Origin of the sequence: Mucilaginibacter sp. 5C4 (assembly GCF_034345625.1) — a bacterium.
Lineage (GTDB): Bacteria > Bacteroidota > Bacteroidia > Sphingobacteriales > Sphingobacteriaceae > Mucilaginibacter > Mucilaginibacter aurantiaciroseus.
The window spans coordinates 3,515,984-3,531,764 of record NZ_CP133775.1 but is presented as its reverse complement, the minus strand read 5'-3'; the positions used below and the strand labels follow the sequence as shown (position 1 = coordinate 3,531,764).

The window sequence follows — 15,781 nt, the reverse complement described above, 5'->3', positions numbered from 1 at the left end:
GGGGGCTTTCAAAATTATTAGCGAGTACTTAGCTCCAAAGGTTGCTTGGGTAAGTACCATTGTTAACCAATTGGGAGATCGAGTTTTGAACGATAGGTTTATCTTCTTTATAAGTTACGCCAAACCATTTGGTAGCAGTTGGGATAACTTTGAATGATGCTGTACCGCTTTTGATCAGTTCATCGGCCACCAACGGGATAAAGAACTCTGATTTAGGGTTGGTTTTATTTGCCTCAACAAATTTCCTGAACAATTCCTCGCTCTGTCCAAACACAGCCGGGGTAAAGCCCCAGAAGTTCATAGATACACGCGTATCATTAGCTAAACCATGTTCGCCTGTAGCATCTTTGTATGCTACTGTGCCGTCTTCTTTAAAATATACTTCGGTACGCTCGGTTACTTCGGTCATGTTACCGTTATCGTCAACCGCACAAACACCACGAGACACGGTACCATGGTCTGATAAGGTTTTATCTATCTGGTAACCAATAATAGCGTATTTGTTATCATCTACTTCGGTAGTAAGGAACTTCGCCATTTTTTCAAAAGCATCGTAACCGTAATAATCATCAGCGTTGATCACACAAAACGGCTCATTTATCTGGTTGCGGGCAGCTAAAACCGCATGGGCAGTACCCCATGGTTTAGCGCGCTCAATTTTTTCGCTGATGCCGAATGGCTCCAGGTCAAAGCTCTGAAAAACGTAATCGGTTTCAATACGTCCTGCTAATTTAGGATCAAATATAGCTTTAAACGGTTCTGCAAATTCCTCGCGGATAATGAAGCTAACTTTTCCAAAACCTGCTTTAATAGCATCGTAAATAGAATAGTCGATGATGGTTTCGCCGTTAGGGCCAAAGCCGTCAACTTGTTTCATGCTGCCGTAGCGGCTGGCCATACCTGCGGCCAAAATCAATAGTGTTGGTTTCATTCTTTCTTAAAATAGGATATAGGTGTGCGTGTAATACACAATGCTAATAGTGTATAAATGTTTTAAATTATTTGATGTACCTAAAATCTTGCCCGTTCTGGATGTTCAATAACGATTCATAGATCAAACGGATCACGTTATCAACGTCCTCTTTGTGGATCATCTCTACCGTGGTGTGCATGTAACGCAGCGGTAACGAGATCAGTGCTGATGGTACACCATCGTTAGAGTACGCAAACGCGTCGGTATCGGTACCTGTCGACCTACTCGACGCCTGGCGCTGGAACGGGATACCTGCTTTTTGTGCCGATTCTATTAGTAATTTATTCAAGTTGTTTTGTACCGCAGGGGCGTATGAAATAACCGGGCCTTTACCACAAGCCAGATCGCCCTGGGTAATTTTATTGATCATTGGGGTACCGGTATCATGTGTAACATCGGTAACAATGGCAACATTTGGTTTAATGCGGTGGGCTATCATTTCGGCACCACGCAGGCCAATTTCTTCCTGTACGGCGTTTACAATATATAAACCGAATGGAAGGGTAACGTTGTTCTCTTTCAATAAACGGGCAACCTCGGCAATCATAAAACCGCCTGCACGGTTGTCTAAAGCGCGGCCAACGTAGTAACGGTTGTTAAGGACCATAAACTCATCTTCGTAAGTAATTACACAACCTACGTGGATGCCAAGGGCTTCAACTTCGTCTTTGGTAACGCAACCGCAGTCAAGGAAAATGTTTTTTAGTGTTGGTGCTTCTTCCTTTTCGCCGCCTAAGCGGGTGTGGATAGCAGGCCAACCGAACACGGCCTTAACAATACCATTATCGGTATGGATGTTTACACGTTTTGATGGCGCGATTTGGTGATCGCTGCCGCCGTTGCGGATAACGTAAATCAAACCATCGTTAGTAATATAATTTACAAACCACGAAATCTCATCGGCATGTGCCTCAATAACTACCTTGTATTCGGCCTGTGGGTTAATAACACCAACCGCGGTGCCGTAATTATCTACAAAATGGTCGTCGATGTAGGGTTTTAGGTACTCCAACCAAAGTTCCTGGCCTTTGTATTCAAAGCCGGTAGGCGAAGGGTTATTGATATATTTTTCGAAAAACGCTAAAGATGTTTCAGTTACTATAGCCGGTTTTTGCTCGGCCTCAGGTTTCTTTTTTGCCATGTACAGGAGTGTTTATAAGCTATTTAATAGAATAGCACAAGGCAAATATAATAAAGCAATTGTGATAACGAAGAAATGTCTTTTAAACAGTTATAAAGCTTGTTTATTATTTAACATTCACTTTATACTGTAACCGCACCTTTGCGGCGTAATAAAAGATCAGTTAATTAGTTAAAGTCACACGAGGTCAGTTTGCGCAAGGCGAGCTGACTTTTTTTATTTTATATGCAGGCTTTTCTCCATGATGATGTAGTCGACACCATTCTTATGAAATTCTTCTCCAACCTTTATGTAGCCCAGTTTCTCATAAAATCCTGTCGCAAATAGCCTCGCATTACACCAAAGCCTTGTACCATGCTCGCGCTCCACAAACCCGGTTACACAAGCAATTATTTGTGTGCCGATGCCTTTACCTTGTCCATCAGCAACAACAGCCAGTTTGCGGAACTGCCAATCATCGGCATGCTTAAACAGCGATACCACGCCCATTAGCTTATTATCTTCAAACGCCCCAAAATGGTAACCTTGGTTATCCTCCTCCATTTCCATGTTATGCATGTACTCGCCGGGGTACAATACGTCCCTGCGCAGGCGCCATGTGAGGTGAGGGGTTATTTGTTCGATGGAAAGCATTTTGGAATTGAAAAGTAAAAGGTAAAAGGTTTTTTAATTTGGAATGTGGGCTGTTGGTTGCCCATGTAATAGTTTTGCTCTTTTGCTAATACGGATATAAAGATAAAAAGCCACAGCAATTGAGGTGGTGACATACAATACTAAGCCTAAATTATAATCTGTTGGCCATTTAGCATCAAAAACAGGAACAAACAACGCATTATTTGCACCATCTAACCCCAAAAGCAAATGCAGTATAACATTACTGATAACATGTGTGCTTATCGCTGCCCAAAGCGAACCGGTTAAAATAAACGCGAAGCTAAACACCATTGAGTAAAAGGCCGTTGTGGTTACAATATTTAAACCCCACGAAACCGATTCGGTGCCTGGGAGATGGAATAGCCCAAAGGGCAGGGCCATAACAAATGCAGCCTTTCGCCACCCAATGGTTTGGCTTAAAACAATCAATGGGAGACCGCGAAATATGAGTTCTTCGATAGTGTTTCCTATTAAAAATGAAAAACTGGTCTTAAAAACTTCGGCAACACTCATTGGCCCTTTTGTGAAATGATAGGGAACAAAAAGATACATTAAAGTGCTCATTATAACCATTGCTATAATCCCTATAGATATGCCTAATAGAAAACCAATAGATGATTTTACAGAAAACTCTAATCCCAAAGAAGATGCAGGAAGTTGATTTGCTTTAAGTAAACGAACATTAGTAAACAACACAATAACTAACGCAGCACACGCTATTAAGGAACGTATTAGGAAAGGGATCAAATTGTTAGAGGGAAAGGTTACCTGGCCAAATAGATTTATTGTCCATGCAAACGCTGCCATCAACGCAAACATTAATAATGTTTTAGGTTTAAATTTGATACCCGTTTTTTGGATCAAATAATTTGTAACAGGGTGATGAAGTGCGTTCATTAAAACTGGTATAGATATCAAGATAAAGGTAGGTCAATAATGTGGAGCACAGGTGTTAAATTTGAATGTCAAGGGAAAAATATCATTGCCGTTGGCTTTAGCCAACGGATAGCCAGCAAATAAAAATGGCTTTAGCCGAAATAGAGAGTTTGCTATTTGGGCCAAAGCCACTTAAAAATCTTATGTTATCCGTTTCTTAAAAGGGACGGTAGTGAGTTTTAAAATCCGAATTTACAATGGAATATTTCCATGCTTCTTCTTTGGATTATTCACCACTTTATTCTCCAGCATTTTAAAGGCGTGAATTAATTTAACGCGAGTTTCTGACGGGGCGATTACTTCATCTATAAAGCCACGCTCGGCGGCACGGTAGGGGTTGGCGAAGATGGCTGCGTACTGCTCTTCTTTTTCGCGCCATTTAGCTTCCGGGTCTTCTGCGGATGTTATTTCGCGTTTAAAGATGATCTCGGCAGCGCCTTTAGCACCCATTACCGCAATCTCAGCACTTGGCCAGGCGTAGTTCATGTCGGCACCAATATGCTTGGAGTTCATTACATCGTACGCGCCGCCATAAGCCTTGCGCGTAATAACCGTAATACGCGGAACGGTAGCCTCGCAGAAAGCATAAAGTAGTTTTGCACCGTTGGTAATAATGGCATTCCACTCCTGGTCGGTGCCCGGTAAAAAGCCCGGTACATCTTCAAATACCAACAGTGGTATGTTAAAACTATCGCAAAAACGCACAAAACGCGCGCCCTTAGTTGATGAATTAATATCAAGTACCCCAGCCAAAAACGCTGGCTGATTGGCAACTATACCAATACTACGGCCTGCTAACCGGGCGAAGCCTACCACAAGGTTCTCGGCAAAATCTTTATGAACCTCCAGGAACGAGCCGCCATCTATCACCTGTTCAATAACCTCGCGGATATCGTAGGGTTGCGAAATATTCTCGGGTAATATATCTGTTAATGCGGGGCGTTCCTCGTTCTTCACCTCGTAAGGCAGGGCAGGTGCACGGTCCTCGCAGTTTTGCGGCATGTAGCTCAGTAGTTTTTTTACGTGGTTTATGGCGTCTATCTCGTTAGCACAGGCAAAGTGGGTAACACCGCTTTTGGTTGCATGAGTATTTGCGCCACCTAATTCTTCGGATGTTACTACCTCGTGTGTTACGGTTTTTACCACGTTAGGGCCGGTCACAAACATGTAGCTGGTATGCTCTACCATCAAAATAAAATCGGTAATGGCAGGTGAATAAACCGCACCACCTGCACAGGGGCCCATAATGGCCGAGATTTGCGGAACAACGCCGCTGGCCATGGTATTTTTGTAAAATATATCGGCGTAGCCACCAAGTGAAACTACACCTTCCTGGATACGTGCACCGCCGGAATCATTAAGGCCAACTATGGGAGCTCCATTCTTCATGGCAAGGTCCATTATCTTAACGATCTTTTCGGCATGGGTTTCTGACAGCGAGCCACCAAAAACGGTAAAATCCTGCGAGAAAACATAGATCAAACGGCCATTTACAGTACCATAACCGGTAACCACACCATCGCCGGGATACTTTTCTTTCTCCATCCCAAAATCGGTGCTGCGGTGCGACACCAGCATCCCTATCTCCTGAAACGAACCCTCATCCAGCAGAAAATGCAGCCTTTCGCGTGCCGTTAATTTCCCTTTTTTGTGCTGACTTTCAATACGTGCAGCGCCTCCACCTTCAAGCGCTTGGTCGCGCTTTTTTTGTAAAATTTCCAGCTTTTTTTTCACGATGTGGTTTATTGGTAAAGCGATAAAATTAGTAATTATATTGCTAATTATTTAGCCTCACCCCAACCCCTCTCCAAAGGAGAGGGACTTAAAGAAGCTTCTTTGAACCCTCTCCCTTGGAGAGGGCAGGGTGGGGCTATTAGTAATTATATTGTAAGATTAGCTTTAAACGGCATAATGATACTTTCCATTTCCAAAAAACGTTATCTTTGACACGCATGAAAAACAGAATTTTCAAAAATTCAATTGCAGCATTGTTTATGGGCATCTTTATTATGAAGATGGTTATATCTGTTGCGCCTGTTTTTTTATGTATGGATAACAAAGCCGTTCGCGCGGTGATTATGCAACTGGAGCATGAATCAAAAAATGAAAAGGAAGACCCTGAAAAGGATGCCTTTAAAGACAAAAAGTTTTTTGATGAAAATATAAACCACCTTATAGTTTACAGGCCAATTGTTATCGAGACCAACATCCTGCACAACCAGGAACGCTCCCTTTACAAGCAGGTATACCATCCTGTTGTACCAACACCCCCTCCCAACGTTTAATTAAAATTTGCCGGATATTTTGGTATCCGGTGATTAACCGCATACCGCTGTTTTTTTATAACAGCCGGGAAAAACTATGTATTGTTTACAACCCTGCTTTGGCGTTGCTAAACATGCTGTTTACTAAAGTTTCATTATAAAATTATTGTTTATGCAAATCAAGCAAGGCGGCGTTCCCGCCGGCGGCCTCAACCTGAAAAAGTATTTCTTAGCTAAAAATTTAAAAAAGGACCTGCCCGCGGGCTTAGTCGTATTCCTGGTAGCCCTACCCTTATGTTTGGGTATCGCGCTGGCGTCCGGCGCGCCGTTATTCTCGGGGATCTTAGCGGGTATCATCGGCGGTATCGTTATTGGTACGCTTAGCGGTTCGCAGTTAAGCGTGGCCGGGCCTGCTGCAGGTTTAACGGTTATTGTTTTAAATTCTATAGCTTCCCTTGGTTCGTTCGATGTGTTTTTGCTTGCGTTGGTGCTTGCCGGTGCTATGCAGATCATCTTCGGATTGGTGAAAGCGGGTACTGTAGCTAACTACTTCCCATCATCGGTTATAGAGGGGATGCTTGCCGCGATAGGGATCATCCTCATCATGAAACAGTTTCCGCATGCCGTAGGCTTCGACAGGGATTTTGAGGGTGACGAGGGCTTTAGCCAAACCGATCAGAACAATACTTTTTCGGGTATCTTTAGCGCTTTACATAAGATAAACTACGGCGCGGTTATTATAAGTGTTGTATCGTTATTGCTCATGATTTACTGGCCTAAAGTTAAAAAGCTTGCCATGATACCCGCACCGTTAATGGTTGTAATTGTGGGTGTGGCATTATCTGCACTGTTTGCAGGCACAGGCCTTGCGCTTTTGGATAAGCAATTTGTACAAATCCCTTTAGTAAACAGCACGGGCGAGTTTTTTGGCCTGTTTAAATCACCAAATTTTAGCGGGATAGGCAATAAAGCGGTTTGGATAACAGCGGTTACCATAGCTATTGTAGCCAGTTTAGAAACCCTGCTAAGCCTGGAAGCGGTTGATAAAATTGACCCTATCAAAAGGATATCGCCAACAAACCGTGAATTGGTTGCCCAGGGGGCTGGCAACTTAGTGAGCGGGCTGCTGGGTGGTTTACCTATGACGGCCGTTATCGTACGTTCATCAGCAAATGTTGGCGCGGGTGCCCGTACAAAAATGAGCGCTATATTCCATGGGTTTTTATTGCTGATCTGTTTGCTTGCCATACCATCGTTGCTGAATAAGATCCCGCTATCTTGTTTGGCGGCCATCCTGTTAACGGTTGGTTATAAGCTGGCAAGGATTGGCCTGTTTAAACACATGTGGCATAAGGGGCTTGATCAGTTTATCCCATTTGTGATAACGATAGTAGCCGTTGTATTTACTGACTTGTTAATAGGCGTAGGTATTGGTATGATGGTAGGCATATTCTACATTTTACGCACCAACATGCGTAACCCATACTTCTACACCATATCGCCGAACGGCGAAAAAAATACCATCCGAATAAAATTGGCCGAGGAGGTTTCGTTCCTGAACAAAGCCGCCATCCAGATAACCCTTACCAGCCTGCCAAAGGGCAGTGATGTGGTTATTGATGGCTCAAACTCGCGCTATATCGATCCGGATGTATTGGAGATCATTAATAACTACAAGCACAATGCCTACACTAAAGGCATAATTGTGCAGTTGAAAGAGATAAAGGAAAGGTATGAAGTGCCGCCTTTAAAAGATTTAATATATAATCCGCCACCACCCAACCCTCCCCTGTAGGGAGGGCTTAATTCTCCTCAACCGGGGGTATTTAGAGGGGCTAATTTGTTTAAAATCATTTAATTAAAAAACTACCATGAACAATACAGAAAATAAAAACGGAAAAAACGGTATTGATACCAACAGTATAAAACTGGCGCAAAGCGCCGGCTATAACAAACTAAAGAAAAACAACAGCGACTGGGCTGCCAAGCGTACTGCCGAAGACCCTGAGTTTTTCACCAACCTTGCAAAGGGCCAAAGCCCCGAAGTTTTGTGGATAGGTTGCTCGGATAGCCGTGTGCCTGCAAACGAAGTTACCGGTACTAAGCCGGGCGAGGTGTTCGTGCACCGTAATATTGCCAACGTGTGTGTACATTCGGATATGAATATGCTGAGCGTGCTGGATTATGCCGTGAACGTGCTTAAGGTAAAACATGTGATCATTGCCGGGCATTATGGTTGCGGTGGTGTTGCAGCAGCTTTAACAAATAAGCAGTTTGGTATTATTGATAACTGGTTACGCCACATTAAAGATGTTTATCGCTTACACGCCAACGAGCTTGACCGTATTACCGATGATAAAGCCAAAGTGAACCGCCTTGTGGAGCTTAACGTTACCGAGCAGGTGTACAACATCTGTAAAACATCTATCATACAAAACGCCTGGATGGAACGCAACGATCTTGAAGTACACGGTTGGGTGGTTGACATCAGCACCGGTTTAATTAAAGACCTTGGTGTGAGTAGCAGCAGCCCGCATAACCTGGGTTACGTGTACGAGTTTGATAGCAGTGTAGACGCGATAGCCGCGCATTAATAAGCCTTATATCTCTTTATATATTTGCCCCCGGTTGTTTAATACAACCGGGTTTTTGTTAATGTGTAAAACAGGATATAATTATGTATGTTTAGCAAATATGTTAAGACAACCACAGGAAAAACGCACATTAAATCAAAACCTGATGCTGGCGTCATCATCCGCATTTGTGGCGGGCATAACCGATGTGGTGGGGCTGCTGGCTTTTTTGGCGTTTACCTCTAACGTTACAGGGCATGTGGCAAATCTGGCTAAAAATATCCTACAGCAGAATTTTAACGACATTATCATATTTGTACTATGGCTGCTGATGTTTATGATCGGATCCTTCACATCCAACTTTATCGTACAATCTTTAAAACACAAAAGCTCTTACAGGGCGCATTCGGTACCTATCATCCTGGAAATTATTGTGCTGCTTTTTGTTGCAATTTACGGGCATAAATTTTACCAGGAAACCGAAATTGAGCGTAAAGTTGTAATCGGTTCGCTACTATTCGCTATGGGCTTGCAGAATGGGCTGGTATCAAACATATCGGGCGGCTTGATCAAATCTACCCACCTTACCGGTTTGTTTACTGACCTGGGTAGCGAACTGGCCGACTGGCTGCACCCTAAAACCAAAGAAAGCCAAACCTTAAAGAATAAGATCTACGTGCGGTTAACTGTGCTTGCTTTTTTTATTTTTGGAGGGCTGGTAGGCGGTTACTTTTTTAACATATACGAGTTTAAGGTGTTTTACTTTGTACCTGTTATATTACTTACCATATTGTATTATGATATGTTACCTGTGTTTTTCCATAAGGTGTACCAGGTGATCTATCCAACCAAAACAAAAATCACAAAGAATAAAAATTTATAAAAAACAGATGCTATGTGTGCTACAAAATTAATTCACGACACCAGCCATATCACTTACGAAAGTCTGCTGGATGGCAACCGCCAGTTTGTTGAAGATACTTTAAAAGAAGATCCTCAGTATTTTGAAAAGCTGGCTAACGGCCAAAAGCCACCTGTTTTATGGATCGGTTGCGCCGATAGCCGCGTACCCGCCAACCAGATCACCAATACCAACCCGGGCGAGATATTCGTACACCGTAACATTGCCAACATGGTGATCCATACGGATATGAATATGCTGAGCGTGCTGGATTATGCCGTAAATGTATTGCAGGTAAAACACGTGATAGTAACCGGCCATTACGGCTGCGGTGGCGTGCTGGCAAGTATGACCAACAAACAATTTGGACTGATTGATAACTGGCTGCGCCACATTAAAGATGTTTACCGCGTACATGCCAAAGAGCTGGATGCCATTGCCGATGAAACCAAACGTGGCGACCGCCTGGTGGAACTGAACGTGGTAGAGAACGTAAGCAACCTTTGCAAAACATCTATTGTGCAAAATGCCTGGGCAAACGGCCAGGAACTAGATGTACACGGTTGGGTTTACAGCCTTGCAACCGGCGTTATCACCGATATGCAGATTAGCACCAGCAACAACTCAAAAATGGCTGAGGTGTTTAGGTTTGCAAAATAGGCGGGGAGAATCAAGATTTTAAGAGCCGGGAATTAAGAAAAGATTAAAATTTGTAATCCTGAGCGATAGCGAAGGATCTGTTCTACTACATGCATGTTCGTTTGCACAGTTCGTTATTAGATTCTTCGCTATCGCTCAGAATGACAAATAACATAAAAAAGGCGAAGGGTTCTTAAAACCTTTCGCCTTTTTATGTTGCCTTTCGCCTAAGTTAGTGCTCTGGCGTTAAAAACGGATATCTGTAGTCCTTTGGAGAATCAAACGTTTCCTTAATAGTACGTGGCGATACCCAGCGCAGCAGGTTGATCATTGATCCGGCTTTGTCGTTAGTGCCTGATCCGCGGGCGCCGCCAAATGGCTGCTGGCCTACCACCGCACCTGTTGGTTTATCGTTGATGTAGAAGTTGCCGGCAGCGTTGCGCAGGCGTGTGGTAGCCTCGGCAATGGCGTAACGGTCTTGCGACAGTATGGCGCCTGTTAAAGCGTAGATAGACGTCTTGTCGACAATGTTCAGGATGTTATCCCACTCGTTATCCTCGTAAACGTAAACGGTTAATACCGGGCCGAACAATTCCTCGCACATAGTTACATAGTATGGGTCCTGCACCTGCAGCACGGTAGGTTGTATAAACCAACCCTGGCTTTTATCGTAAGTACCACCGGCAATTATTTCAACGGCATCATCCGCTTTAGCGGCATCAATATATTTAGCCAGTTTATCAAACGATACTTCGCTGATAACGGCATTAATAAAGTTCTCGAAATCTTCGGTAGGGCCCATTTTAAAGGTAGCCATTTCGCGTACCACATGCTCCTTAACCGCGGGCCAAAGGCTTGCCGGGATGTACGCACGTGAAGCAGCCGAACATTTTTGTCCCTGATATTCAAACGCGCCGCGTAAAAGGGCAACCGCAACCGCGTCGGCATTAGCGCTTGGATGGGCAAGCACAAAATCTTTACCACCGGTTTCGCCTACAATGCGCGGGTATGTTTTGTATTTATGAATGTTGGTACCAATAGTTTGCCAGATGTGCTGAAATACCTTGGTAGATCCTGTAAAGTGGATACCTGCAAAATCGGGGTGGTTAAATACCACATCGCCAACCTCGGGGCCATCAGCGTAGATCATGTTTATAACACCTGCAGGCAGGCCGGCTTCTATCAATACCTGCATAATCACATTAGCGGCATAAACCTGTGTATCGGCCGGTTTCCAAACCACAACGTTACCCATCATGGCGGCAGATGTTGGCAGGTTACCAGCAATAGCCGTAAAGTTGAACGGCGTAAGCGCGAACACGAAACCTTCCAGCGGGCGTTGCTCTAAACGGTTCCAAACACCTTTGCCGGATACCGGCGGTTGTTGCTGGTAAATTTCGGTCATGTATTGCACGTTAAAGCGCAAAAAGTCTATGAATTCGCAGGCGGCATCAATCTCGGCCTGGTATGCGTTTTTACTTTGGCCAAGCATGGTAGCCGCGTTAATGGTAGCGCGGTAAGGGCCGGCCAAAAGTTCGGCGGCTTTTAAAAATATGGCGGCACGTTGTTCCCATGGCAGGTTCTCCCAATCGGCCTTAGAGGCAAGGGCCGCATCAATGGCAGCAGTCACATGGCTTTTATCGCCATAGTGGAAAGTACCCAAAAGGTGTTTATGATCATGCGGCGGGCGCAGTTCCATCAGCTTACCTGTCCTAACTTCTTTACCGCCAATATACATGGGGATATCTACTTGTTTTGAGCGGGCTTCAACCAAGGCCGCCTTAAGCGCTGCACGTTCCAAACTGCGCGGGCCGTAGTTTAATACAGGCTCGTTTACAGGGGCAGGAACATTAAAAAATCCTTTTAACATAGGTGTTTAATTTAGTGCCGCAAAGATAGGGGTTAATGTGCAGATGTGCGAATAAGCGGATGTGCAAATGAAATTTGTGACTTGGGATTGATGAGATAACGTTGATAGTTTTAAGCGTATTTCAGGCAATTATAAAAATACAACAGTTCTTTCACTTTATCCTTGTTATTTGTTGGATCAGGAAAGAGGTGTATCCTGCTGTCCCGTTTTGTTCACCAAATGGTTTCGCCCCCGGCGAAAACAAGTCGGAAAAAAGTCATTTACGGGCGCGGAAAGATGGTGTCCCATTCCGTCCCATTCAGAAATAAGCGGGACACCTATTTTAAAATTTAAATATTTGTTAATCAATTACTTGTAATTATAAGCTGACTTGTTATTTATAAAAGTCAATTTTTAATTCATTGATAATCAATTTATTATATTTTTAAGTGTTTTCTAATAAAATAAATGGGACAGTAATAAAATCACCGATGGTTTTTTCACAAAAACCTGCCACTTTGCCAAAAATGTTTATAATTGTACCATGTCTGACGAAGCGGTTGTAAAACGGATAAAAGTAATAGTGAAGGAGCACGGCGGGCAGCTGGCACTGGCCAACGCTATAGGGGTAGACCAGGGCTTTATCAGCAAGGTAATCAACCAAAAGCAGGAAATCAGTTACTATCTTATCCGTAAGCTTTGTTTCCAGTTAAAGTACTCGCCCGAGTGGCTGATACTGGGTACGGGTGATAAGATGATCCACAAACCCGATTCGGCCAAGCTGATCACCGAGATCCAAATGCTGCGTACAGAAGTAGATATACTGCATGCCAGGATGCGCACCTACGAAATTCAGCTGGGAGAATTAAAGCAGTACAACTTAACTGATAGGCAAAAAGCTGGTTAGCAGTACGTTTAGGCCACCCGTTAATGCTGGGATAATATTAAGTGGCGGTTATGGTAATACATTCGTAACATTCAACTAACATCGTGGTAATAGTTTTGCGGTATTAAATTAATACACGTGAAAAAAATTTTATCCGCAATCACCGTCATGGTTATTATGACGCTTACGGCAGGCAATTTGCTTGCCCAAACCACGGGCCGTATCTCAGGTAAGGTCATCGATCAAAAAACCAGCGAAACCTTAATAGGTGCTACGGTCAACATAGAGGGCACCACCAAGGCTACCGCTACCGATGTTGACGGCCATTATGTATTAAGCGGCATTGCGCCCGGTAAATACACCATTCTTATAAGGTATATAGGCTACCAAAGCAAAACAGTATCTGAAATTGAAGTAAAGCAAGGTGCTAACACCGCTCTTGATATTACTATAGGCCAGGCCGAGTCGCAAGCCCTTAAAGAGGTTGTGATTAAAGCTACCTATAGGCAGCAATCAATCGGCGCCTTATACGCCATGCAAAAAAATAGCGTATCTATTTCTGATGGTACATCTGCCGAGGTGATCAAAAAATCACCGGACAGGAACACTGCCGACGTTTTAAAACGTGTAAGCGGTGCCACCGTGCAGGATAACAAATTCGTAGTTATCCGTGGTTTGAGCGATCGTTATAATAACGCTATGCTTGATGGCGCATCGTTGCCAAGTACCGAGCCAAACAGGAAAGCGTTCTCGTTTGACATCGTGCCATCAAACCTGGTAGAAAGTTTAACCATCACCAAAACTGCTACCCCTGATCAGCCCGGAGATTTTGCAGGTGGTTTGATCGCGATAAATACCAAAGATTTGCCCGAGCAAAATTCGATATCATTTGGTATTGGTGCCGGTTACAATACGGCATCAACAGGTAAAACTTTTTTAAGTGGGCAGCGTAATGCCAGCGATTATTTTGGTTTTGATAACGGTAAAAAACAGTTGCCAAATGGCTTTTTACCATACTCTAAAATTGTTAACGGTTTAACCCAGCAACAAAATAATTCTTTGTTAAAAAGTATTTCACAAGATTATAACATCTACAAAAATACAGCACTGCCAACTCAAAATTACCAGTTTACATTAGCCAGGGTTAAGGATAACGAAAAAAACGGCACCCGTTTTGGAGCTATTTTCGGTTTAACTTACCGCAATGCCCAAACTATAAGTAATGATGTTAAGCGCAACGCTTACGGTTATGATTACAATGATGATATTTATAAATTCTCTACCAACCTTGGCGCGTTATTAAACTTAGGTTACACTTTCGGTAAAAACAAGATCACGTTCAAAAATGTGTACAATAGGATCTATGACGATCAGTTTTTGCAACGTACGGGTAGCAACCAGGCATCTGGTGTTGATGTAAAATATTATGCTTTTGACCTCCTACAGAAAGCTTTACTAAAATCGACCTTAGAGGGTAACCACCCAATTGGCGAAAAAGGAGCAAAAATAAACTGGGACTTAAGCTATAGTAATGTACTTAATGATCAGCCGCAACAACGCAAAATAAGCTACTCGCGCAATATTGGTAGCGGCGAACCTTTTGAGGCAAACGTTTCAACCCTGGGTAAAGATAATGCAACTTTATATGCCAAACTTAACGAAAACTCATACTCTGGTGCGGTTAATTACTCTATGCCATTTAAAATGTTTTCACAATCGGCAACTTTCAAAACAGGTTTAACAAGTTTATACAGAAAGAGAAGTTACAACGTGCGTTTCCTTGGGGCTGTAGTTGACGGAAGTAATCCCGACATTAACGATCCTGATTTCCTTCGTCCGTTAAAACAACGTCCGTTAAATACCTTGTTCCGCAGCGATGTTATCAATGCAGGTGTTTATAAATTAGATGAGATAGACGGATCTGATGATTCATATGATGCCCACTCATTAACTAACTCTGGTTATGCGATGTTAGATAACAAGCTTACCGATAAATTGAGATTGGTATGGGGTGTTCGTGTAGAACAATTTGATGTAAATGTTACCCCGGTTAGTAAAAGAGCCGATGGTATTGTTAACCAAAATTATGTAGATGTTTTACCATCTGCTAACTTAACTTACAGTTTATCAGAAAAGATAAACTTAAGGGCATCATATTCGCGTACACTTGCACGCCCTGAGTTTAGAGAATTATCTATCTCGCAATATTATGACTACGAGCTATTAGCGTTGCAACAAGGTGATCCAAATTTGAAAAAGTCAAATATTGATAATTTTGACGTCCGCTTTGAGCTTTATCCGCAAGCCGGCCAGATCATATCGGTATCGGGTTTCTACAAAAGGTTCAAAAACGCGATAGAAACTTATAATAATGATGTTAACTCGACCCGTACCATTACATACTTCAACTCTGATAAGGCTAACGTAATTGGTGCCGAGTTAGAGATTCGTAAAACATTAGATTTTATTTATGCTAACGATTTTATGAAGAACACAACCTTATATGCAAACTTAGCGGTTATTAAATCTACAGCCTATAACCCAACTAACGCGGGTATTAATTTTAAATACACCAAACGCTCGTTAGTAGGCCAGGCACCATACGTAATAAACGGCGGTGTACAGCATTCGTTCCTTAATAATAAATTAAACTTCAATGCATTGTATAACAGGGTAGGCCGCAGGCTTAACGTTGCAGCAGGAGCGTTATATGAAGATATTTGGGAAGCACCACGTAACGTATTTGACGCGCAACTTGGCTTAAAAGTATTTAAAGGTAAAGGCGAGATAAAAGTTACCGCTGCAGATATTTTCAATAACGCCAGCACTTTTTATTATGATAATAATTTTAATAAAAAGGTTGACGCCGGTGACGGTATCCAAAGTAGCTATAAACCAGGGTCTACGTATTCATTGGCATTTACATATACACTTTAATATTAATACGGGCTTAACACTAAGCCAT

At 42.9% G+C, this 15,781-nt stretch carries 13 protein-coding genes; 7 read left to right on the top strand and 6 right to left on the bottom strand.

Features of this window, described 5'->3' with window-relative positions; genetic code table 11:
- Positions 1–28: 28 nt before the first annotated feature.
- From RHM67_RS16590 to RHM67_RS16570, 5 genes are all read right to left on the bottom strand, one after another.
- Entirely contained in the window at positions 29–931 is a 903-nt protein-coding gene (locus tag RHM67_RS16590; RefSeq protein WP_322228073.1) for a nucleotidyltransferase family protein, read from the bottom strand.
- A gap of 67 nt (positions 932–998) precedes the next feature.
- The gene (locus tag RHM67_RS16585) at positions 999–2,114 is read right to left on the bottom strand and encodes a M42 family metallopeptidase (RefSeq protein ID WP_322228071.1); all 1,116 of its coding nucleotides are present in this window, start codon (positions 2,112–2,114) and stop codon (positions 999–1,001) included.
- Between the two features lie 216 nt (positions 2,115–2,330).
- On the bottom strand, positions 2,331–2,747 hold the full coding sequence (locus RHM67_RS16580) for a GNAT family N-acetyltransferase (RefSeq protein ID WP_322228070.1): 417 nt from the start codon (positions 2,745–2,747) through the stop codon (positions 2,331–2,333).
- A gap of 33 nt (positions 2,748–2,780) precedes the next feature.
- Positions 2,781–3,665 carry a type II CAAX endopeptidase family protein gene (locus RHM67_RS16575; RefSeq protein ID WP_322228068.1) on the bottom strand — a complete coding sequence of 295 codons (885 nt, stop codon included), beginning with the start codon at positions 3,663–3,665 and terminating at the stop codon, positions 2,781–2,783.
- Between the two features lie 231 nt (positions 3,666–3,896).
- Positions 3,897–5,438: an acyl-CoA carboxylase subunit beta gene (locus RHM67_RS16570; protein WP_322228067.1), complete on the bottom strand. Its 1,542-nt coding sequence runs from the start codon at positions 5,436–5,438 to the stop codon at positions 3,897–3,899.
- A gap of 218 nt (positions 5,439–5,656) precedes the next feature.
- Here RHM67_RS16570 and RHM67_RS16565 point away from each other — a divergent pair, with 218 nt between their 5' ends.
- The 5 genes from RHM67_RS16565 (at position 5,657) to can (ending at position 10,102) form a co-directional block, all read left to right on the top strand.
- On the top strand, positions 5,657–5,989 hold the full coding sequence (locus RHM67_RS16565) for a hypothetical protein (protein WP_322228066.1): 333 nt from the start codon (positions 5,657–5,659) through the stop codon (positions 5,987–5,989).
- A 151-nt stretch (positions 5,990–6,140) separates the two neighbouring features.
- Positions 6,141–7,763, top strand: coding sequence for a SulP family inorganic anion transporter (locus RHM67_RS16560; protein WP_322228065.1), 1,623 nt, complete (start codon positions 6,141–6,143; stop codon positions 7,761–7,763).
- 76 nt (positions 7,764–7,839) lie between these two features.
- Complete coding sequence (locus RHM67_RS16555) at positions 7,840–8,562, top strand: carbonic anhydrase (protein ID WP_322228064.1); 723 nt, start codon at positions 7,840–7,842, stop codon at positions 8,560–8,562.
- A 100-nt stretch (positions 8,563–8,662) separates the two neighbouring features.
- Positions 8,663–9,424 carry a YoaK family protein gene (locus tag RHM67_RS16550; RefSeq protein WP_322228062.1) on the top strand — a complete coding sequence of 254 codons (762 nt, stop codon included), beginning with the start codon at positions 8,663–8,665 and terminating at the stop codon, positions 9,422–9,424.
- 12 nt (positions 9,425–9,436) lie between these two features.
- Positions 9,437–10,102: a carbonate dehydratase gene (gene can, locus RHM67_RS16545; protein WP_322228059.1), complete on the top strand. Its 666-nt coding sequence runs from the start codon at positions 9,437–9,439 to the stop codon at positions 10,100–10,102.
- 211 nt (positions 10,103–10,313) lie between these two features.
- Here the strand turns inward: can and pruA are convergent, their stop codons facing one another.
- Positions 10,314–11,951 carry an L-glutamate gamma-semialdehyde dehydrogenase gene (gene pruA / locus RHM67_RS16540; protein ID WP_322228057.1) on the bottom strand — a complete coding sequence of 546 codons (1,638 nt, stop codon included), beginning with the start codon at positions 11,949–11,951 and terminating at the stop codon, positions 10,314–10,316.
- Positions 11,952–12,474: 523 nt separating this feature from the next.
- Here pruA and RHM67_RS16535 point away from each other — a divergent pair.
- Both RHM67_RS16535 and RHM67_RS16530 read left to right on the top strand, forming a co-directional pair.
- Complete coding sequence (locus RHM67_RS16535; protein WP_322228055.1) at positions 12,475–12,837, top strand: helix-turn-helix transcriptional regulator; 363 nt, start codon at positions 12,475–12,477, stop codon at positions 12,835–12,837.
- Positions 12,838–12,954: 117 nt separating this feature from the next.
- Positions 12,955–15,753 carry a TonB-dependent receptor gene (locus RHM67_RS16530; RefSeq protein ID WP_322228054.1) on the top strand — a complete coding sequence of 933 codons (2,799 nt, stop codon included), beginning with the start codon at positions 12,955–12,957 and terminating at the stop codon, positions 15,751–15,753.
- Positions 15,754–15,781 lie beyond the last annotated feature (28 nt).

Bases quoted from the DNA above. Each gene is read 5' to 3' on its own strand.
- RHM67_RS16590 (WP_322228073.1), bottom strand. From the start codon at position 931: ATGAAACCAACACTATTGATTTTGGCCGCAGGTATGGCCAGCCGCTAC.
- RHM67_RS16585 (WP_322228071.1), bottom strand. From the start codon at position 2,114: ATGGCAAAAAAGAAACCTGAGGCCGAGCAAAAACCGGCTATAGTAACT.
- RHM67_RS16580 (WP_322228070.1), bottom strand. From the start codon at position 2,747: ATGCTTTCCATCGAACAAATAACCCCTCACCTCACATGGCGCCTGCGC.
- RHM67_RS16575 (WP_322228068.1), bottom strand. From the start codon at position 3,665: ATGAACGCACTTCATCACCCTGTTACAAATTATTTGATCCAAAAAACG.
- RHM67_RS16565 (WP_322228066.1), top strand. From the start codon at position 5,657: ATGAAAAACAGAATTTTCAAAAATTCAATTGCAGCATTGTTTATGGGC.
- RHM67_RS16560 (WP_322228065.1), top strand. From the start codon at position 6,141: ATGCAAATCAAGCAAGGCGGCGTTCCCGCCGGCGGCCTCAACCTGAAA.
- RHM67_RS16555 (WP_322228064.1), top strand. From the start codon at position 7,840: ATGAACAATACAGAAAATAAAAACGGAAAAAACGGTATTGATACCAAC.
- RHM67_RS16550 (WP_322228062.1), top strand. From the start codon at position 8,663: ATGTTAAGACAACCACAGGAAAAACGCACATTAAATCAAAACCTGATG.
- can (WP_322228059.1), top strand. From the start codon at position 9,437: ATGTGTGCTACAAAATTAATTCACGACACCAGCCATATCACTTACGAA.
- pruA (WP_322228057.1), bottom strand. From the start codon at position 11,951: ATGTTAAAAGGATTTTTTAATGTTCCTGCCCCTGTAAACGAGCCTGTA.
- RHM67_RS16535 (WP_322228055.1), top strand. From the start codon at position 12,475: ATGTCTGACGAAGCGGTTGTAAAACGGATAAAAGTAATAGTGAAGGAG.